Origin of the sequence: Salipaludibacillus sp. CF4.18, assembly GCF_051262595.1 — a bacterium.
GTDB lineage: Bacteria > Bacillota > Bacilli > Bacillales > Salisediminibacteriaceae > Salipaludibacillus > Salipaludibacillus neizhouensis.
Window position 1 is genome coordinate 17,982 of record NZ_JBIMEV010000015.1, and the last position, 21,573, is coordinate 39,554.

Here is a 21,573-nt window from a genome sequence, read left to right on the forward strand (position 1 = left end):
TTTTTGATGATTTTGAAAAAAATGCTAAAAAAAAGATTAAATGTGAAACTTTTATTAATAACCTACGTAAGAGTAAGAGTGGCTATTTAACGCCAGTAAAGGATGTGACTGGATGGGATTCTTTCAAAAACTTTTTGGTGGTAAAAAAGAAAACACCGCAAAGGTGAAGGAACGAACTGTGATGAACATAGAGATTGATGATATTGTAAATTATGATCTCGAAGACTATCAAGTTGTTAGCAAACTAACGTATAATGATGATGGGTATGAATGGACTGCCTATCAGCTTCTTGGTGAGAAGACATTGTGGTTAAGTGTTGAAATGGATGATGAACTAGAAGTAGGAATGTACGAATCGATACCAAAGAAGCTAACTGAACCTTTACCTAAAAAAATAGAGCATGATGATGTTACTTATTATTTAGATGAAAAGGGTACAGCTCGAGTGAGTGGTGAAGGAAGAGGAGCAAACGTAAACAATAAGGATTGTCGTTACTTTGATTACTGTGACGACGAGGAAGAACATTTCCTGTCAGTTGAAATTTGGGGCAGTGAGATTGAAGTAAGTTACGGGTTTTCGATTGAAGAATATGAAATAAAAATCATAGCGGGCAACTAATTTTATAGAGGAGGAAATATAAATGTTTAAATTTTTCAAACGTGTTTCGACAGTAGTCGGTTCCGAGCTAAATTCAATGCTTGATAAGGCGGAGGATCCTGTAAAAATGCTAGATCAATTTATGCGTGAGATGGCGGAGGATATTCGTGAATCTGAAGCTTCTGTAGCGAAAATGATTTCTAATGAAAAATTGCTAAAAAAGAAATTTGAAGAAGCAGATAAAATGGTTCAAAAGCGAGAAGAACAGGCTCTTAAAGCGTTAGAATCAGGAAATGAAGACTTAGCCAGAAGAGCATTGGAAGATAAAAAAACTCACTCGGCTCAAGCAGAATCGTTCAAGGAATCCTACACGCGTGCAAAAGCAGATGCTGACATGTTAAGAGCAAAGCTGGATGAAATGAAACAGGAATACAATGAAATGAAGATAAAGAAAGATACGTTAAAAGCTAGAGCAGAATCCGCAAAGACAAGAAAGAATATTAACCGTTCCATGTCTTCTATCGGTGATGATCAGTCTAGACAAGGATTTGACCGAATGGAAGAAAAGGTCATGCAACTTGAGGCAGAAGCTGAGACAAGCGATGATTTAAGCTCTTCCAGTCGTAGCTTAGACGATGAACTTGACTCGCTTGGCAGCAACGATGTTGATGATGAACTCGCAGCGTTAAAGAAGAAAATATCAAAAGACTAATATAAAAGTCTCTCTCTTCTTTTGAATTTTAGAGGGGGGAGACCTTTAAGTTGTTTCCAATTTTTTCGATCGTTAGAAATTGGAATGGACTACCTTCCTGTCGCATATTTTAATTTGCGCTACATAGTGAGGGGAATTTAATAAAAGACGGCTATGCCGTTTTTCTTAAGAGCTAATTTATATAATTGGCAGCTACCTTCACACCGCGCGTATCAAGGGAAACCCATCCTTGATACTTAAAAGATGGCGGTGGAAGCTGACGCTGCATTTAATAAAAGACGGCTACGCCGTTTTTCTTAGAAGAGGGTGGGAGTGGTGAAAAATCTTTTATTTGTAACTTTTATTGTGACAGTGTTTTTACTATTAAGTGCCTGCTCATCACAAAGTTCAGATTATGAAACAATATACAAAGAGGAACCAGCAAATTTTGTTCAAGAAAATTATCCATTGTTTGACGTTGTAGGAAGTGCTGTTGACTCATCTAATTACTCGGAGGTTTACGTGGCTGAAGGGAAAAAAATAGATGACGTTGCTCTTGAGCTAGAAGGAGCTAAACAGCCAGAAAAAATTAGTGATAAAAATGACAACAAACAAGTGCTTGTCTATGATAAATTTTTTGTCATGTTAACGGAAGATGAAGAAAACAGTTCAAACACGTTAATTGAATTAGCAAATAAAGAATTTGTCAAGGACAATTACAATCCAAGTTTTTTCCAGGGAATGTTGGTAATGTCGGTTCTTAATTCTGCGCTGAATACGAACGACTGGGGTAGTAATCGCAGGTCTCAATGTGGGAGTAATCCAAGTCAATGCTATGGTGGCTATAGTTCTTCAGGCGGAAATTATAAAGGATACGAAAATAGTCCCACCGTTCGTGGCGGTACAGTTCGAGGTGGCGGCCCAGGATCGGGTAAATAAATAGAGAGAGGAAGTAATAAAATGGAACCATTTTTATTAACACTTATGTATTTCGTACTTGCTATCATTATTGTTATCATCGGCTTAGTGATATTTGAAAGTTTAACTAAATACAAGGATTGGGATGAGGTATTAAATGGCAATAATGCCGTAGCTTTATCGATTTCAGGAAAAATCATTGGTATATGTATTATCTTAGCGTTTGCAGTATATAGCAGCAGCGAGTTAGTTGAAACGTTAATTTGGGGCCTCGTGGGTGTAGCATTACAAATGATTGCTTATTTTATTTTTGAATTAGTGACTCGATCCTTTTCTGTTGAGGAACAATTAAAGAAAGGCAATGTTTCCGTAGGGATGATTAGTTTAGCTGTTTCTATTGGTCTTGCTTTAGTGATTGGGGCATCCATCACGTAATTTATTGACATCGCTCGATGAGTATTAAATATAGTGAGAAGCCATGGTGTTTACATACCCACTTTCATAATGGATGGGTACGAACACCATGGTGTTTTTTATAACAAGGTAAGAATTTGAAAGATTTCAATTTTTTTGAAGGTAAAAAAGTAGATGACAGCTATCTTTACGCCACACGCATCAAGGGAGGGGCGTTCTTGATGCTTAAATGATGGTGGCGAAAGCTCACGCTGTATTTAATAAAAGACGCTTTGCGTTTTTCTTATAGAATCTCTTTGAGAATAGAGTTGGGTACTCTTTTTATACAAAATAAAGGAGAATATAAAGTGGTTAATGAAGAATTAAACAAAACAAAAGCAATTTACTGGGCTTCGGGAATTGTATCTATATGTGGGATTATTTTCGAAGTCCTTTTTGGTGCGGTAGGTTCCTATCTTTTAGGAGACGGAGTAAAACAATACACATTAGTTATCTCTTTGTTTTTGACGGGAATGGGAATTGGTGCAACGATCAGTGAAAAAGTAACGAAAAACTTAATATTATCCTTTGTTTGGATTGAATACTTAATTGGTTTAGTTGGAGGATTATCCACATTCCTTCTTTTTGGTATTACCGCTTATTTAAGCAGTGGTACGGATGCTTTCTTCCTTTATACGGTTACCTTAATTGTTGGAACATTAACCGGGGTAGAGCTGCCAATCTTAATTCGAAAAGCGAATGATATTGGTGAAACGCTTAATCGGAGTGCTGCACGCGTTCTTTTCTCAGACTATGCGGGCGGCTTAATTGGCGGACTGCTTTTCGTTTTCCTGCTTCGACCTGAGTTAGGGCTTGTAAAAACAGCGTTTGTTGTAGCTATTATTAACGTGATCATTGCACTGTGGCTTTTATTTTATTTCCGAAAAGAGATTCCAACGTACCGAAAACATGGTGTTGCTGGAGTCGCTATTCTAGTTCTTCTTACAGCAGGTGTTTTGTGGGGAGAAGAGATGGCATTTTCCTTCGAACAAAAGATGTATAAAGATCCAATTATATATAACTCGAATAGTGAATACCAAAAAATTATTTTAACGAAAGAGCAAGGAGACTTAAGGTTGTTTCTTGATGGTCAACTGCAATTCAGTTCGGTTGATGAGTACCGATATCACGAAACACTTGTCCATCCTGCTATGGCAACGGCAGAAACAAAGGAAAATGTCCTTATTTTAGGTGGTGGAGACGGTCTTGCTGTGAGAGAGTTGAAAAAGTATGATGAAGTACAGTCCATCACATTAGTCGATTTAGATCCGGCTGTCATCGACTTAGCAAAAGATAATCATGATATTGTACAGCTAAATGAAGAGGCTTTTTCTGATTCACGACTAACTGTAATCAATGACGATGCTTTTGAGTTTATCAAGGAATCTGCTGAATTTTATGATGTAATTCTTGTTGATTTGCCTGATCCAAACAATGAATCACTGAGTAAACTTTACACCCTACAATTTTATCAACTGTTGCGAAACCACCTTTCTCCTGGTGGTTCATTAATGGTCCAAGCAACAAGCCCAACTTTTGCAACAGAGGTATACTGGACGATTAATAAGACGATTGAAGCAACAGATTTATACACAGAAAATTTTCAAGTAGATATTCCTAGCTTTGGGAATTGGGGCTTTATTTTAGCCAAAAGAGAGCCGGTCGACTTATCCAACATTGAAATTAACAAAGAAACCACCTTTCTGACGAGTGAAGTAATGAGAGGATTAACTCTTTTCGGTAAGGATATTGATGAAGAAATTTATGATGAAAATGGAGATTTAGTTACGTTGGAAATTAATACATTAATTCACCCAATTATTCTTGAAAAGTACAGTAAAGCCTGGTTGAACTATTAAAGTTTCTCAAACATGGACTACTTCATAGATGATCGATTGAAAAAAGATGACTCAAATTTAACTTTGAGACATCTTTTTTTATAAATTGATAGAGTTATGCGGTATTCTTAAGAAAAAATCGCTCTCCGACAAAAATAATAGCAATAAACAAAATGGATACGCCAACTACCAGCAAATCAGAAGTCGCTTTAACCCATACAAATGCTCCGAGAACAACAGCGTCGAACACAAGAGCTGACGCTACAATAAATATATTCGCCCCAACTTTTTCTCGCAGATGTTTCAGAACTCCCCAATGAACAATGATGTCCATGACTAAGTAAAGGATGGCCCCCATTGAAGCAATTCTGCTTAAATCAAAAAAGATAGTGAGTGCCATCGCAATGACAATCGTATAGACGAGAGTGTGTTTTTGAATGTTACCCGGCATTCCAAAATGCTTATGAGGTATAAGTTTCATGTCTGTCAACATGGCTAGCATTCGAGACACTGCAAATACACTAGCTATTATTCCGGATATCGTTGCCAAAATGGCTATTGCAACCGTTAACCACAGACCATAATTACCGAAAGCGGGTTTGGCGGCCTCCGCAAGAGCATAATCCTTTGCCTCAATAATTCCCGGTAAAGATAAATTGCTTGATACAGCCCAGGCAAGCAGTAAGTATATCAAGAGACTGATCGAAATAGAAATCATGATTGCTCGGCCAACGTTTTTCTTCGGTTTCACTATTTCAGATCCGCTGTTTGTAATCGTGGTGAACCCTTTAAAAGCCAGGATAGTCAGAGCAACAGCTGCAATGTAATGAATAAATGATGGGTCGGATACATCGCCACCTCCATTTGCAGGTGTGAATGAAAAGCCAGCCACCCATAAACCAGCTATTGCAAAGATCGATAAACCGGTAATTTTTAATAGAGAAGCAATCGAAGTAAACGATTGAATGAAACTGTTCCCTGAAATATTTATTAGAAATGCAACAGTAAGCAAACCAACACCTAATAAAGGAACAAAATAACTACTTTGTTCCCCATCGAAGAGTTGAAGTGTATAAGTTCCGAACGTTCTTGCCACCAGACTTTGATTAATAACCATGGAAAATGCCATTAAAAGTGCTGCAGAGGCAGTAATTGTTCCTTTTCCATAAGCCTTCACTAAAAACATTCCGATACCACCGGCGGAAGGGAACTCGTTGCTTAGTTTTACATAAGAGTAGGCACTGAATGCTGTTACAATCCCACCGACTATAAATATAATTGGAAACCATGATCCAGCAAGCTCGGCTACTTGTCCGAGTAGTGCAAAAATCCCTGCACTGATCATGACACCCGTCCCTAGCCCCACTGCTCCAATAAGAGAAATACTATTTTTTTTATAATCTTCCATATAAAAGCACCTCATTTTTTTGCATATAGAACTTATGTATACCCATTATTAGTTCTGTTTAATCTTTTCTAGTACTAGCATAATAACTTGAAAATTAATACGATGGGATTTTGTTATTATTGAATCATTATTTTTAGGGATAAAAGAAGCTGGCGGTGACTCCAGCAGGGAAAGCAACAAACAGAGACAGTACTTGCTAAACAAATTCACTAAGTGTACAAAAATTTCAAATATTTAACCAACTAAAGTCTCATTACCTAGGATATAATAAGAATTCGAGAACAATAAATTAAGATAGCGTGTTACTATCTAAACATAGGTAAGCAAAAGAAAAAACTTATGACTTAGTCAAAAAGGGCACAAGGAACAGGTGGGGTTAATAATGAAGTCTTTCAGTTTAAAAATGAAATTATTTATTACAATTACAATTGTAAACGTTATTATAATCAGTATCATAGCTATTGCTATTTATATTAGCAACGTGAATGAAATGAAAAAACAAGCGGAGTCGTTATCAAATATCTTGTCTACTCAATTTAGTCGAACAATCGACTTGTATTTTCAAGATATAGAGAGACTTTCATTGGCGATATTCACTGACCCATATTTACAGGAAAGTCTTTTAGTAGAAACAAAAATTGGAACTGCTTACGAAGCGTATTTGATAAAAAATAGTGTATATAATTTGTTGTTTAATCATGTTTACCCACGTAAAGACATAGAAAGAATTACAATTTACACCAATGAAAATATCGCCTATGAATATGTCAAGCAAGGAAATGTGGATATTATCTATTTATTGGAAGAACAAAAGTGGAAAAAAGAATTGGATTCATTAGAGAAAAGCGAATTTATGTTATTACCAACAACTGAAACTACATTAGCAAATGGTGAAAAAAGAAAAGTAGTGTCACTAGTCCGAAATATATACAATATTCCTCAGAGACAAAAAATAGGCTCTATGAAAATTGATATTAACATCGATGCTTTTACTAATTTGTTAGAATTTGAAGATGTGAATGAATTAGAAGAGTATATGCAACTTCTCATTATGAATCAGGACCAGAATGTTATATTTGATTATGATGAAGAGTTAACGGGCGCTAAAATTGACGGCTTTGAGAGATCCATTTTTTTAAATCAGTCTGATGGTGGAGAATTGGTATGGAAGGAAGATCAATACTTGTATACATATAATAAATCACCACAAACAGGATGGGATACAATCATTCTCATTGATGATGACTTTATCATATATGAACGAAATCAAATTTTATTGTTTATTTTTAGTACGGGTCTAATCGCAATTGTACTTATCGCGTTAGTTTCTTATTTTCTTTCTTATCAGATTGCAAAACCATTAAGAGAGTTAACGTTAAAAATGGAAGGAGTAGAGCAAGGGGATTTAACAGAAAGAATGAATTTTACCGGTAATAAGGAAATGGATATTGTGACAAGAGTATACAACAATATGCTTGAAAGTATTAACCGACTAATCAGAGAAGTGTATGAATCAAAAATCACTGAGAAAAACGCAAAGATATCAGCGTTACAATCACAAATCAATCCACATTTTTTATATAATACTCTGAATGTCATGAAGGCAATTAGTCGGGTAAAACAGGTGGAGGAAGTCGCGGAGATTTCAGAATCCCTTTCCGATCTATTTAAGTACACGATGAAAGATTTGGATAAGCCAGTGCCATTAAAAGAGGAATTGGACCATATCAATAATTATATTAACATCCAAAAGCATCGTTTTATGGATCGATTCATACTTGTATCTGATGTGCAAGAAGGAGCAGAAGAAACATTCCTTCCAAAGCTATCCATTCAGCCTATTATTGAAAATGCGATCAATCATGGTTTAGCCGATAAAAAAATGGGGGGAATTGTAGAATTAAATGTACTAAGAGATAGAAATACAGTATTGATACAAGTGAAAGATAACGGGAACGGAATTGAGCCAGAGAAATTGAAGCAAATTGAAAATAGACTATCGTATTCCAATCCAATTGAAACGGAAGCACCGCATATGGGAGTAGGTTTAATTAATATACAACAAAGAATACGTTTAATGTACGGTCCAACCTTTGGATTAGAGATCAGAAGTGAGGTTGGTTCAGGAACAATAACAACGTTAAAAATTCCTTACAATTCCGAGAATGATTTACCTGAGGGGAGAGGACATTAAATGAATATTTTTATTGTTGAAGATGAGTATTGGTCGTTGCTAGAATTAGAAGGACTCTTAAAAAAATATGAACCAAAGCACAAAATATACCCGTTTGCTAATGGAGAAGACTTGATAAATATGCTTGAAGAAGTAACACCTCAATTAGTGATTTCAGACATTACGATGCCGGGTATGAGTGGATTAGAACTAATAGAACAAATAAAAACATTTGATGAATCGATAAAATGCGTGATATTAAGCGTCCATGACCAATTTGAGTATGCTCGTCAGGGAATAAAATTAGGGGTGATAGAGTATCTGATTAAACCGGTTAAAAGAGAAGCTTTGTATGATGTTGTAGATCGCTCGATTTCTATTATTGAAGAAGAGCATAAAGAAATTGAAGAGAAAAGGCACTGGTCGGTGAACAAAATGTTGCAGTCTGAGAAAGAACTAGACGAAATGAATGTATTTAACCAAGATGACTATTATATTATTTATATGCTTGCTGAAAATTGGAAGGCTACTCGAGGGTGGTCTTCATCAAGAGGCACGGATGAAGATTTCAAGCAAATCTTATCAGACACTTATCTTACTAACGAGCAGATCTATTGTATCAACATAGATAATCAACGAAAGCTTTTGTTAGTCGCTGCTACAGACGAGAACCAACAATCTCTTTTTGAAGCGAAAGTCAATGATTTATATAAATTTATAAATCAAGATATTCATGTTCATCTTAGTTTCATGAGAAAAAAATGTGATGAGAGCTTGATGTCAATTGTACACATCTTGGAGCAAAGAATAGAAAACCACATGAATTATGGACAACCTTCCTTTATAAAAGGAGAAGAAACAGAAAGAAATATTGACTTGGCAGGTGAGTGGATGAACATTCGGGTAATTGAAACTGCTATTCGAAATGGGGAAATTATCAAAGCAAAAGAGTATGTTCAACATATAGTCCAAAGTCTGAAAGAAAAACAAATAACGCTGAGGCAATTATCTTTATTTCTTAGAAATATGTATTATGCACTCATATTCAAACTAGAACAGCAAAAAGGTTCAGATGTTCAAATAGAGACAGTTAAAAAGAATTTTGACTATTTGCAGGAAGTTTCAACCTTTAATGAATTATATCATTCATTAGAACAAATGATTGATCAGCTTGTTGAAGAAGATTTGATTCATGAAGTGGCGCCTAAAAATTTGATACCGCGTGTTCTGCATTGGATCCATCAACAGTATCAAACCAATTTAAAATTTCAAACCTTTGCTGAAGAAAATCACGTCAGTTTAAGTTATTTATCCAGAGAATTTAAAGCACAAACAGGGAAGACTTTTTCGGAATATCTGATGATTTATAGAATTAACAAAGCAAAAGAGTATTTTAACAAAGGGATTACCCGTACGGCTGAAGTGAGCAAACTAGTGGGGTATGAAGACGATAAATACTTTACTACGGTTTTCAAAAGAATGGAAGGTTTGACGCCGGCTGAATATAAAAAGCGCCTTTAGTTGGAAGCATAATTGGATTGACTTTATATGTTTATATAAACAAATTTAAAATTATAACAAGGATGAAAAGTAAAATCTCACCCCCTAAATAGTAAAAATATTCGGTTTTTTAAACATGAAAGCGCTTATATAATAAGGACATAGCACAAAACATAAAACGTGCTTAAAATTCAAAGGGGGTCATTTAAGTGAAAAGTCAAAAGAAGTTATGGCTATTTTTAGGTGCCGCATTATTATTATCATTGTTTCTTGTGGGATGTGGTTCAAACAATAATGAAGATACTACAGCAAATGAGACAAGTGGTGAGTCAACTAATACGGAAGAGGAATTTCCAGAAACAGAGATCTCCTTTCTTGTAGACAACCAAACTGTAACAGATGGTATTGATGCTGTTGCTGCTGAAGTCAAAGAAAGGTATAACATCACTTTGAATACAGAAATTCGTCCAGGCGGAACAGAGGGAGATAATATTGTAAAGACCCGTCTTGCTACTGGTGAAATGACCGATATGATGTGGTATAACTCTGGTTCCCTTTTTAAAGCATTGAATCCTGAAGAGTACTTTTATGACCTATCGGGTGAAGAATTTGTAGAAAAAATAGATGAAACATTTATCGAAACTGTTTCAGTAGATGGTGCGACTTATGGAATTCCAGGTGAATCCGCTTCAGCTGGAGGTTGGTTATATAATAAAAAGGTTTATGAAGAACTAGGATTAGAAGTACCGAATACTTGGGATGAACTAATGGCAAATAATGAGGCAATAAAAGAAGCTGGAAAAGTCCCTGTAATTGCGTCGTATGGAGATACTTGGACATCTCAACTCGTAATTTTGGCTGACTACTATAATGTACACAGTCAAGCACCTACATTTGCAGAAGATTTTACAGCAAATGAAGCAAAATTTGCAGATACGCCAGAAGCATTAAGAGGTTTTGAAAAACTTTCAGAACTACAAGAAGCAGGACATTTTAATTCGGAAGAAACATCAACAACGTACGAAGATGCCTTGAGAATGTTGGCTGAAGGCGAAGCAGCACATTATCCAATATTAACATTTGCTTTACCTGCAATAGAAGAAACCTATCCAGATCAAATCGACGACATTGGCTTTTTCGGTCAACCAGGAGAGAATGCTGAAGATCATGGAATGACGCTATGGATGCCAGGAGGTTTGTATGCGAATAAAGATTCTGAGAATGTTGAGGCAGTGACACAATTCATGGAATTTTTCCTATCAGAAGAAGGTCAGGAATTGTATATGGCTGAAATGAAGGCGCAAGGTCCATATGTTCTTAAAGGAGTCGAGTTACCAGAAGATGCTTACCCAGCAGTTAAGGAAATGGTTCCATATTTAGAGGAAGGTAGAGTTGGACCTGCACTAGAATTCTTATCTCCACTAAAAGGACCAAACTTAGAACAAATCCTTGTTGAAGTAGGTTTAGGAATGACATCTGCTCAAGAAGGTGCTGAAAGTTATGATCAAGATGTAGAACGACAAGCACAACAATTAGACCTTGAAGGATGGAATGAATAGATAACTTATTCGATAGCTCAATATTATTAATATTATATGCCCTGTTATAGATTCTATAACAGGGCATTAGTTAAATAAGTCTGATTATGTATGAAGTTTAGAAGTAAGGGAGTGAGTATGTTGAAAGTAAATAAAATATATAGTTTAAAATTATTAATTCCCGCTGCCATCATCTATGGCCTTTTGTTTGTATTTCCGACGGTTATGTCTTTCTTTTTTAGTTTTACCAGGTGGAATCTTCGTGAATGGACTTGGATCGGCTTTGATAACTTTAAAATGTTTTTTGATGATCCATCCTTGTTAATTGGGTTTAAAAACACGTTTATCTTTGCTTTTGTAACGACTATTTTAAAAGTGATTTTCGGATTGCTGTTTGCAGTATTTTTAACATCTAAAATAAAAACAAAAGACTTTTTACGTTCAGCAATCTTTTTTCCGGTATTAGTAAGTACGATCGCAGTAGGTATTGCTTTTAGTGTGTTAATGCATCCGTCAGAAGGATTAATCAATGAAGTGTTAGCGTTTTTTGGTATTAGTGGACCAAACTGGTTAGGAAATCCTAGCCTCGCTTTGTATTCTGTTGCATTAGTAGATGTCTGGAAGGGTGTCGGTATTGCGACGGTTATATTTATCGCAGGGATGATGTCTATTCCTAAAGATTACTATGAAGCAATACAAATTGATGGCGGAAACAAATTTGATGCCTTTAAGAATATTACTTTACCGCTTTCTCGTCCAGCAACGAATGCAGTTATTATTTTAGCTTTAATTGGTGGATTACGCACATTCGATTTAGTATGGGCTATGACTGGCGGAGGGCCAGGGTTTAGTTCTGACCTGATTGCCTCCATTATTTACAAGCAATATCAAGCAGGTTTCTATGGATTATCAACGGCAGGTAACGTAATTCTGTTTCTTTTAGTAGCCCTTATTGTGTTTCCGATATTTAAGATGCTCACTAGAAAAGAGGTGGATATTTGATGCAACAACCTTTGAATGATAAAAAACCGATGTCACAACCTGCGCATGAGAAAAATAAAAATCCTAAAAAGAAAGTAAACTTTACTAAAATTGCTGTTGAGGTTATGGCAGTAATTGTTGTAATTCTAACTTTTCTAGTTCCATTTTATTTTATTTTAGTTAATTCATTTAAAACAAGTGCAGAAGCTTCTCAATTATCTATAAGTTGGCCAACGGAATTTCGAATTATTGAAAACTTTACAGAAGTTCTCCAGGCACAAAATGGCATGTTAATCCGTGCATTTTTTAACAGTTCTATTATTACAGTTAGCTCGATTTTAATATTGATGGTAGTAGCATCTATGGCAGGGTTTATTTTACAACGACGTACTGGGAAATCGATATCTGTTATTGGTGCGATATTCCTGTCAGGTTTAATGATCCCACCTGCAGTAGTTCCAACAATTTGGGTGTTGGAAAGATTAAGTTTATTTAAAACAATGCCAGGTATTATTTTGGTTATGGTTGCTATTTCCATTCCTTTTTCCATTATTTTATATACGGGCTTTATCGCAACAATTCCTAAAGATATTGATGAAGCAGCAATTATCGATGGATGTAGCAGTTGGCAGTTATTTTTCAAGATTATTTTCCCAATGCTAAAGCCAATTCACGCGACCGTGATCATTTTAAATTCTGTACAGATTTTCAATGACTTTGTCCATCCGCTTTATTTTTTCCCGGGAGCAGACAATGCGACGGTTCAGCTAACGTTATATAACTTTATGAGTATGTATAATACGTCTTGGAATTTATTATTTGCAAACGTATTGCTTATAACAATACCTCCATTTATTTTATTTTTAATATTCAGTAAGAAAATTGTAGCAGGTATGACTGCAGGATCAGTCAAGGGATAATCTATTTAATTTAGGAGGCGTTACCAAATGTTCAAAATAGAGAAAATAACGTGTGAATATAAAGAGAATCCAATGGGTATTGATGTCGCACAACCGAGAATTAGTTGGAAAACACTTTCGGATCAAAGAGGCATAAGACAAAAATCGTATCAGATCCAAATAGCAAAATCAAATGATTTTTCAGAGATCATCTGGGACTCCGGAGAAGTAGTCACGGAGGAAAGTATTCTTGTAGAATTAAAAGAATTAACGATGGAATCACGGAAGAGATACTATTATCGGATCCGAGTGAAAAACCAACATGATGAATCTTCTGGATGGTCAGAAACTCACTATTGGGAAATGGGTCTGCTTAATCAAAGAGATTGGGTAGCTGATTGGATTTCCCCTTCACTCGATATCAATGGAAAACCTTGTCCAATACTGAAACGTGATTTCCAAGTAGATACACCTGTTAAATCTGCTCGTATATATGCAACTGCTTTAGGCTTGTATGAGCTTGAATTAAATGGTCAGCGCATTGGTGATGACTTTTTTACACCAGGATGGACCAGTTACGAGAATCGTTTACAATATCAAACCTACGATGTTACCGATTTATTGAAGCAAGGTTTAAATGAGATCATTGGATTACTAGGGAATGGTTGGTATAAAGGAAACCTTGGATTTGAAGAAAAAAGTAATCATTACGGAAACCGGTTAGCGTTATTAGCTCAATTAGAGATTGAACTTCACAGTGGAGAAACAATTTCAATTTTTTCAGATGATAGTTGGAAAGTTTCAAAAAGTCCGATTTTAATGTCAGAAATCTATCACGGGGAAACCTATGATGCAAGGATAAAGAAAAGTCATCAGGAGTGGAAATCAGCTGAAGTCATCACTTATTCAAAAGACATCCTTGTAGCGCAGGAAAATGTACCGGTTAAAATAATGAACGAAATAACACCAATCGAATTAATCGAGACACCAAAAGGAGAAATAGTTCTTGATTTAGGACAAAACATGGTAGGCTGGGTTCGTTTTTCGATTACAGGTAAATCAGGACAAGAAGTAGAAATCTGTCATGCGGAAGTTTTAGATCATCAGGGTAATTTTTATACAGAGAATTTACGCAAAGCAAAACAAACCGTTCGGTATATTTTAAATGGAGAGGGAAAAGAAACCTTTGAACCAACTTTTTCTTTCCAAGGTTTTCGTTATATTAAATTAGATGGGTTTGAATCCGATCAAATTCAATTAGAAAATTTTACAGGGATCGTCTTACATTCCGATTTGAAAGTGACAGGGGATTTTAAATGTTCTGATCCGATGATTAATCAACTCCAACACAATATCGTTTGGGGATTAAAAGGTAATTTCTTAGATGTTCCTACCGATTGTCCACAGCGTGATGAAAGACTTGGCTGGACAGGTGATGCGCAAATGTTTATTAGAACTGCCGCCTATTTAACAAATGTAGCTCCCTTCTTTACAAAGTGGTTGCATGACTTGAAAGTAGAACAGGATGAAGAAGGCGGAGTACCATTCGTCGTCCCAAATGTGATTGCTGGCGATGATGAAGAGGATATTTTTGATCGCCCATTTAGCTCGGCTGCTTGGGGAGACGCTGCAGTTATTTGCCCTTGGACGTTATATTTGTGTTATGGCGACCGAAGAATTTTGGAAGAACAATATGAGAGTATGACTTCATGGATTGAGTATATACGCAATCAAGGGGAGAACGAGTATCTCTGGAATACAGGATTTCACTTCGGCGATTGGTTAGCACTGGATTCAAAACCAGATAGCTATGTCGGAGCAACGGACCGCTCGTATATTGCAACTGCTTTTTATGCATACTCGACGTCACTCGTAAAGAAAACTGCTGCGGTTTTAGGAAAAGAAGAAGATGTTGCTTATTACCAACAGCTCGAAACGAATATCATTAAAATGCTAACCGATGAATTTGTGACTCCGAATGGAAAGTTAGCTGTTTCCACACAAACTGGACAAATACTTGCATTAATGTTTGATTTACTTGAAGGAAAAGCAAAAGATCGTGCTGTAGAAAAGCTAATGGAGTTACTCGAAGAAAGTGATTGGCATTTAACAACAGGGTTTGTCGGTACACCTTATTTAAACCATGTATTAAGTGAAAATGATCAAAATGAAACAGCATATAAATTATTATTTCAAAAGGACTATCCATCGTGGCTTTACCAGATTACAAAGGGTGCGACTACGATTTGGGAACATTGGGATGGTCTGAAAGAAAACGGTGATTTTTGGAGTGCGGATATGAACTCATTCAATCATTACGCATATGGAGCAATCGGTGATTGGCTGTATCGTAAAGTAGCTGGTATCGAATTACATGAAAACAACCCAGGTTATAAAACATTTACGATATCTCCCCATATGGGAACAGGGTTAGAATGGGCAGAAGGTTCACTGGAATCGACGTACGGATTAATTAGAAGCTATTGGAAAATAACGGATGAGAAAACCGTGACAATGGAAGTTACAGTTCCGGCAAATACAACCGCAGAAATCATTCTTCCTAATGCTAAAGCAGAACGCGTGAAAGAAAGTGGTGTAAACATGGAAACCACTGATGGTATTCTTTCGTGTGAGACTGTCAAAGAAGGACTACTTGTAAGAGTCGAATCAGGTACGTTTCATTTTGAATATATAAAGGATGGTTTATAAAATGAGTTTTCAAAGTGATCCTAATCAAAAAGTTGTACGTAATCAGTTATTTGAAGAAAAAGCTGACGCACTTAAACCGAAAATCTATCAAGAAACTATTACTCCGAATCGTGTAGTGAAGACGATAACTAATGAGGATATCATTCACGGTTGGGAGGTAGTCCCAACGGAAGACTATCAGCAATTAGCAACGCAAAGTTTTGGAAAAGGGGAGTCCTTTATTTTAGATTTTTGTCAACATGTTGTTGGATATGTCTCCATGAATGTGTCCCCAGTTGGCAGCCCACCGGATGCTCCTCTTCATGTGAGGTTCACTTTCGGTGAAATGCCTGTTGAGGTATCTGAGCCATTTTCTAGCTATGATGGATGGATTAGTAGTTCGTGGTTACAGGAAGAAACTCTGCATGTTGATGTGCTACCAAATGAGATTAAATTGCCGCGGCGTTATAGTTTCCGTTATATGAAAGTAGAAATCCTTGATACATCCCAAAAATTTAATGTGTCTTTTGACGAGGTTCGGTGCCAAGCTGTAACCTCGGCGGATGTGTCTAATGTGAAGGAACTGAACCATGAGGATCCATTGTTAAATAAGTTAGATGAAGTAAGTATTAAAACATTGCAGGATTGTATGCAAGACGTTTTTGAAGATGGACCAAAACGTGATCGGCGACTATGGCTTGGTGACTTGCGATTGCAGGCACTAGCAAATTATGTCACGTTTAAAAACAATGATCTAGTGAAACGGAATTTGTATCAGTTTGCAGCGGTACCAAATGAGAACGGACAAGTAGCTGCAAATTTATTTGTGGAACCTAGCCTCATCCCGGATGATACTTTCTTGTTTGATTATTCTCTCTTTTTCACAACAACACTCTTTGATTATTATCAAGTAACGAAAGACAAAGAAACGTTAGTTGAACTTTGGGGAACAGCCCATCGGCAAATTGAATTAGCATTAGAAAGAGTAAAGGACAATGGGATCGTAAAAGATGATTCTTCATGGTGGTCGTTTATCGATTGGCATCCTGATTTAAACAAGCAAGGACCTTCCCAGGCAATCTTAATTTATGCGTTAAAACGAGCAATTAATCTAGCAAATGAACTCGGAGAAACAGAAGAAGAAGCTTATTTAACGCTAAAAGTAGAAACAATAACAACGGCTGCAAAGACTCACTTATGGAATGAAAAAGCCGGATTTTTTGTAAGTGGAGAAAATAACCAAATCTCGTGGGCTACCCAAGTTTGGATGGTATTAGCTGAGGTTCTTGATAAGGAGGCAAGTCGAAAGTTGCTTCAAAATTTGCTAGTAGAAAAACCCGAAATCGGTATGAATACACCATATATGTATCATCATTTAGCAGAAGCACTTTTCCTTACCGGTGAAACAGAGGAAGCTATTAAACTTTTAAAGCACTATTGGGGTGGAATGATTAAAGATGGAGCAGATACATTTTGGGAGCTGTATAACCCAGAAGACAAAGAATTTTCTCCGTACGGTAATCACCTGATTAATAGTTATTGTCATGCGTGGAGTTGTACACCTACTTATTTACTTCGTACATTTCTTGATACTAGACAGAGCTAGAATCATGTAAGGAGTGAGGAAGGCATTGAAAAAGAATTTGACTAGAGAAAATAGATGTTGGATCTGGTATCCAGGAGATTGGGAGATTTATTTACATGAGCAAATTTCCGTAAGAAGACAAATGCGTGGCGTCATTTACCCTGCCTATTGGAGACTTGATCGGCATTATAGTTCAGTTATTTTCACTTATGCGTATGAACTGGAGTATCCTGAGGAAATCACTATACATGCAGACGGACAATTCGCAGTATATTTAGATGAAAAAGATAATGAGAGATATCACGATCATCGAATGAAGTTGCCAGCAGGCAAGCATGAATTGAACGTTACTGTTTTTAATGATGTTGGTGTTCCAGCCTTATTTATAGAAGGGGAACACATTAAGACGGACAGTAATTGGCAAGTATCCTGTTATGACAAACAGTGGCATACCGTCGGATGCTGGCAAGATGTGTTGAATTGTCCTGAAACAATGCCCTCCCAGTTCCGATTGGAAACGAGCACGCAGCAGCCATTAACTGTAGAGCGGAGGACCGATGGGTGGTTTGTTGACTTTGGTAAAGAGACTTTCGGATATCTCCAGTTGAATGGAATAAAAGGCCGAAGTGATCTTACCGTTTATTATGGGGAATCAAAAGAAGAGGCAGAAGATAGAGATCACTGTGTATTGTTAGACCGTGTTTCAATAGACAGCACACAAACAGATTCCTCTTTTACATTTAAGGAATCACGAGCCTATCGCTATGTCCAAATCGTTCCAGCCACGGAAGATTTTCAAATAGAGTCGATCTCGATGCTTTATGAATATTTACCAGTCAACTACCGTGGCAGTTTTAAAAGCTCCAACGATCGATTAAATGAGATTTGGTCAACAGCTTTGTACACCTTTCATCTAAATACACGAGGTTTTTTAGGATTAGGGGTACAACCACCCACTCCTAGTTGGGGTTCAATCATGAGCGAAGGGAGATCGTACATTGTTGAAGCACCGTGGATAACCTTGTTCCCAGGTTTGACACTAGCATTATTTGTTTTAGGCTTTAATTTATTTGGTGATGCATTACGAGACACATTAGATCCACGGTTGAAAAAAGATTAGATTGGTGCCTTTTCCCAGTGTATAACACAGGGCGCAGGCACTATATTTATGAGATTTGTTAGTAAGATCTCAGTTTGTACATATAAGCAAAAAATCGGACTAGTCTGTTTAAATAGTATAATAGGGAAAAGTTTATTGGTTAGAAAAGTAAAACCACAGTTTCATTATTTAATAGGAGATAACTTATGCAGTCGCAGTAATCACGACTTTTAACGAAAAAGATATTAATCATTCGGAAGTACATCCGGATTGGTTCAATACAGAGTACAAAATCTTTCGACAACTTGTCACCAGAAAAGACTTCCCTTGTTCTATTTCTGATTCTTTAAGTGTCTTAGTGAAATATTCTTCGCTATTTACTAGTGTTTGTTCCATGGCTAATTGGTCTAGATCTATTTTGGGAATCTCAAAAAGATCTTCAATTAATCGGTTTAATTTTAAATGGGTATGGAGTACCTGTTGAATCCGTTTTTCTCGTTGCAATCCTATCGGATCTCGTTCCGTGATATAAAAAAAGAAGAAGTGGAACAACATCTCTAAAAGAAGCTGCAAAGGAGGCTTGCCCTAAACTCTTCGTTTAGGGCAAGCCTTGTTTATCTCTTATTTTTCATTGTTTGGATGAATATTTTCATTTTTTTCTTGTTCAGCCTTTATAAGAGCTTTTTTCTCTTTCGCATCATAAATTTGATTTTTAACGGCTGCCATTTCTTCTTGAATTACTTCCATTCTCTTCCCATCCAACGTATAGAAACGCATTGCGATGATTGATATTAACCACATGGAGATAGGGATACCAAAGAAAATGATCATCGTCATCGCGAACAAATCCGTAGTAGGGGATTCGCCCAACTGTGGAAATTCATCTCGATAGCCAATGATTGCAACGAGTCCACCAACAATGGCGGGAGCAAGCGAAGATACGGCTTTATCAATAAAGGAAAATAATGCTCCAATCATGCCTGGTACGTATCGACCAGTTCGGTGTGTTTCATAGTCTGATACATCTGCGATCATAGGGATCACAATAGATGGTGTAAAAGTGGAAACCCCACGTCCGATACTGAATAACAAGATGAAAAGGATCGTCATGATACCAATATTATCAAGGGTCATATTTTGCGGATCACCAAACGTGAATAAACCAACGAGAATACCAAATGCAATTACCCCTAGCCACGAAAAATGAACAAGGGATCTTTTTAATCCGTTCTTTCTCGCATAGACAACTCCCAAATACGTAATTAAAAAGCTTGGAACAATGGCGATGAGGGATATGGTGCCACTTAAGGCAAAGTCACCGAGAATAATCCCGAATAACATAACCATCGCTACTTGTTGGTTCATTACTTGGCCAGCTAATTTATCAGTAGAAGCTGCGATAACAAGCATTTGTAGAGGACGGTTTCTCTTAAGTACCGGCCAATAATCTCTGAATCGAACCTTGACACCGATCTCTGCTAAACCATAATATTTATGACGGTCTTTAGACTTGATTGCAAGGATTGCCAAAATAGTAAACACAAAGGCTAATATAACGACAACAAGAGACAATTCTGTGAAAAGACTTGTTGAAAAGTCTCCGTGCTTAGATACTAAATAAGAGGAAATATAAATTTGTCCTCCAGTAAACAGAGAAATGTTATAAACAGAATCGAAAATGGTGAATAAAGGTCGTTGCTTCGGGTGATTTGTTAAAACAGTTTGTGCTGCACGTGTGACAGTTGTTTGCAACGTATAACCGATAATGTAAAGAGCATAAATACCGATGAAAAACGGCAACTGCATGGCCTCTGGTACAAGGTGAGTAACATTGTACATTACCAAGAATGAGATAAGTAAAATAATATTACCAATTAACATGATCGGTCGGAATTTACCGAACTTAGTTTCTGTCCTATCGATGATGAATCCGATAATTGGGTCGGTGAACGCATCGAAAACTCTCATCAGTGTTAAGATTGTACTTATGATCATAACAGATAGTCCAACAATACCTGTCGCATAATAAGTCACAAAACCGATGGCAAACAAGAACAAATTCGTCGCCGTGTTATTCAAAGCGAAAAAAGCTATTTGCCAAATTTTTGCAGTGTGATACGTGCCTTCTCTCTTATTTTCTTCTGAAACTCCCATGATTTACCCTCCTAAAAATAAAACAAAGTGCAATCGCTTCCAATAAAATGTAAACGATTTTGTTTATTAGTATCATAGTTTGTTATTATAGATTATATTTATTTGTTTGGCAAACAAATAAATATAATTTGTTGTACTACGTAGATTAGAAAGCACATCGGATTTTTTGATGTTGTGCACATTTTGTTGATATAACAGACTTAAGATTACTCTCAGAGACAAACAAACATACTAAGCCTTTAACTAAGAAGAGGCATGATGAAGTTGTTTTTTTATCTTACTTAGGAAGTGGAATCATAAGTAATTGATTTTTTATATCTCCATTTCTTTTTATTGAATAATGTTGCACTGTATCTTTTTCACGTACATATACACTAATGTCTTTCTCATTACCTACAAAATAAACCTGATTTCCTTGGTCGTGGATAAGCTGAAAGGTTTGTAAACAATGAGTTGGATTTGTGTTGGTAGGTGGTTTAAGTCTAGAAAGCCCACTCCGGCTTTCATGGTGATAGCCTTGTTTTATAAAATAACTATTAATTTCATCAACTAATGGATCAATGACGTCAAAATCATATGTATTAATTGGATGATTGAAATAGTTAATACTTAAATCCGTTTGAATATGAATTTTTTGTTCTTTAAATGTAACGGGCGTATAAAAAGGCAAAATAAATGAAAACGGAACAATTTTCTCTTCGTGTGGTTTAATTACTAATGGATCGGTAATTTTTATTTCTAATATAGGTTCTGTAAGATCTGGAAATTCCGTCATGTCATCATCAAATCTATGGAACTCTGTATCAACATGGATATAAATTTCAGAGATGGTCTGTTCAGCCTTTCCTCCCCCAAAGACATGAATCTCGCCAGTCACTTCCTTCCCTCGTTCAATCTTACCTTGAAATAGAACGGTATTTACTTTTGTAGATCCAATTCCAATTGATGAAAATAGTCTTTCAAACATAACAAACTCCCTCCAAAAGATGGATTTTCCCCTTGTTGAATAACTTCGAAGCAATGAAGGGTAGCTATTGCAACAGATTCTTG

Annotated in this window: 17 protein-coding genes; 13 read left to right on the plus strand and 4 right to left on the minus strand. The window is 36.4% G+C overall.

Translation table 11 applies throughout. The annotated features are described in order from the left end of the window. Positions 1 to 112 precede the first annotated feature (112 nt). The 5 genes from ACHABW_RS11460 to ACHABW_RS11480 all read left to right on the plus strand — a co-directional run bounded on the left by ACHABW_RS11460 (position 113) and on the right by ACHABW_RS11480 (position 4,519). Positions 113 to 619, plus strand: a complete 507-nt coding sequence (locus ACHABW_RS11460) for a DUF4178 domain-containing protein (protein WP_435755434.1) — start codon at positions 113 to 115, stop codon at positions 617 to 619. A 22-nt stretch (positions 620 to 641) separates the two neighbouring features. Then, positions 642 to 1,310 (plus strand): PspA/IM30 family protein, encoded by a 669-nt coding sequence (locus ACHABW_RS11465; protein ID WP_110934647.1) that lies wholly within the window; start codon positions 642 to 644, stop codon positions 1,308 to 1,310. A 312-nt stretch (positions 1,311 to 1,622) separates the two neighbouring features. Continuing rightward, positions 1,623 to 2,228 carry a DUF4247 domain-containing protein gene (locus ACHABW_RS11470; protein WP_435755435.1) on the plus strand — a complete coding sequence of 202 codons (606 nt, stop codon included), beginning with the start codon at positions 1,623 to 1,625 and terminating at the stop codon, positions 2,226 to 2,228. Positions 2,229 to 2,249: 21 nt separating this feature from the next. Continuing rightward, entirely contained in the window at positions 2,250 to 2,642 is a 393-nt protein-coding gene (locus tag ACHABW_RS11475) for a DUF350 domain-containing protein (RefSeq protein WP_110934649.1), read from the plus strand. Between the two features lie 326 nt (positions 2,643 to 2,968). Continuing rightward, positions 2,969 to 4,519 (plus strand): polyamine aminopropyltransferase, encoded by a 1,551-nt coding sequence (locus tag ACHABW_RS11480; RefSeq protein WP_435755436.1) that lies wholly within the window; start codon positions 2,969 to 2,971, stop codon positions 4,517 to 4,519. Positions 4,520 to 4,613: 94 nt separating this feature from the next. Here ACHABW_RS11480 and ACHABW_RS11485 read toward each other — a convergent pair whose 3' ends face one another. Next, positions 4,614 to 5,906, minus strand: coding sequence for an APC family permease (locus ACHABW_RS11485; RefSeq protein ID WP_435755437.1), 1,293 nt, complete (start codon positions 5,904 to 5,906; stop codon positions 4,614 to 4,616). Positions 5,907 to 6,288: 382 nt separating this feature from the next. Here ACHABW_RS11485 and ACHABW_RS11490 point away from each other — a divergent pair, with 382 nt between their 5' ends. The 8 genes from ACHABW_RS11490 to ACHABW_RS11525 all read left to right on the plus strand — a co-directional run bounded on the left by ACHABW_RS11490 (position 6,289) and on the right by ACHABW_RS11525 (position 18,390). After that, positions 6,289 to 8,100, plus strand: a complete 1,812-nt coding sequence (locus tag ACHABW_RS11490; RefSeq protein ID WP_435755438.1) for a cache domain-containing sensor histidine kinase — start codon at positions 6,289 to 6,291, stop codon at positions 8,098 to 8,100. Beyond that, the gene (locus ACHABW_RS11495; protein WP_435755439.1) at positions 8,101 to 9,600 is read left to right on the plus strand and encodes a response regulator transcription factor; all 1,500 of its coding nucleotides are present in this window, start codon (positions 8,101 to 8,103) and stop codon (positions 9,598 to 9,600) included. 188 nt (positions 9,601 to 9,788) lie between these two features. Further along, positions 9,789 to 11,138: an ABC transporter substrate-binding protein gene (locus ACHABW_RS11500; protein ID WP_435755440.1), complete on the plus strand. Its 1,350-nt coding sequence runs from the start codon at positions 9,789 to 9,791 to the stop codon at positions 11,136 to 11,138. A 117-nt stretch (positions 11,139 to 11,255) separates the two neighbouring features. Further along, positions 11,256 to 12,119 (plus strand): carbohydrate ABC transporter permease, encoded by an 864-nt coding sequence (locus tag ACHABW_RS11505; RefSeq protein ID WP_435755441.1) that lies wholly within the window; start codon positions 11,256 to 11,258, stop codon positions 12,117 to 12,119. Next, entirely contained in the window at positions 12,119 to 13,018 is a 900-nt protein-coding gene (locus tag ACHABW_RS11510; protein WP_435755442.1) for a carbohydrate ABC transporter permease, read from the plus strand. Before ACHABW_RS11505 ends, ACHABW_RS11510 begins: the two co-directional genes overlap by 1 nt. 27 nt (positions 13,019 to 13,045) lie before the next feature. Continuing rightward, positions 13,046 to 15,706, plus strand: a complete 2,661-nt coding sequence (locus ACHABW_RS11515; protein WP_435755443.1) for a family 78 glycoside hydrolase catalytic domain — start codon at positions 13,046 to 13,048, stop codon at positions 15,704 to 15,706. A gap of 1 nt (position 15,707) precedes the next feature. Further along, positions 15,708 to 17,291 (plus strand): sugar hydrolase, encoded by a 1,584-nt coding sequence (locus tag ACHABW_RS11520; protein WP_435755444.1) that lies wholly within the window; start codon positions 15,708 to 15,710, stop codon positions 17,289 to 17,291. A gap of 25 nt (positions 17,292 to 17,316) precedes the next feature. Beyond that, positions 17,317 to 18,390, plus strand: coding sequence for an ABC transporter permease (locus ACHABW_RS11525; RefSeq protein ID WP_435755445.1), 1,074 nt, complete (start codon positions 17,317 to 17,319; stop codon positions 18,388 to 18,390). Positions 18,391 to 18,618: 228 nt separating this feature from the next. On the opposite strand, the gene ACHABW_RS11530 is transcribed toward ACHABW_RS11525, so the two are convergent. The 3 genes from ACHABW_RS11530 to ACHABW_RS11540 form a co-directional block, all read right to left on the minus strand. Beyond that, positions 18,619 to 18,942 (minus strand): hypothetical protein, encoded by a 324-nt coding sequence (locus tag ACHABW_RS11530; protein WP_435755446.1) that lies wholly within the window; start codon positions 18,940 to 18,942, stop codon positions 18,619 to 18,621. Between the two features lie 48 nt (positions 18,943 to 18,990). After that, the gene (locus tag ACHABW_RS11535; protein WP_435755447.1) at positions 18,991 to 20,523 is read right to left on the minus strand and encodes an MFS transporter; all 1,533 of its coding nucleotides are present in this window, start codon (positions 20,521 to 20,523) and stop codon (positions 18,991 to 18,993) included. A gap of 277 nt (positions 20,524 to 20,800) precedes the next feature. After that, positions 20,801 to 21,490 (minus strand): sporulation protein, encoded by a 690-nt coding sequence (locus ACHABW_RS11540; RefSeq protein WP_435755448.1) that lies wholly within the window; start codon positions 21,488 to 21,490, stop codon positions 20,801 to 20,803. Positions 21,491 to 21,573: the final 83 nt, after the last annotated feature.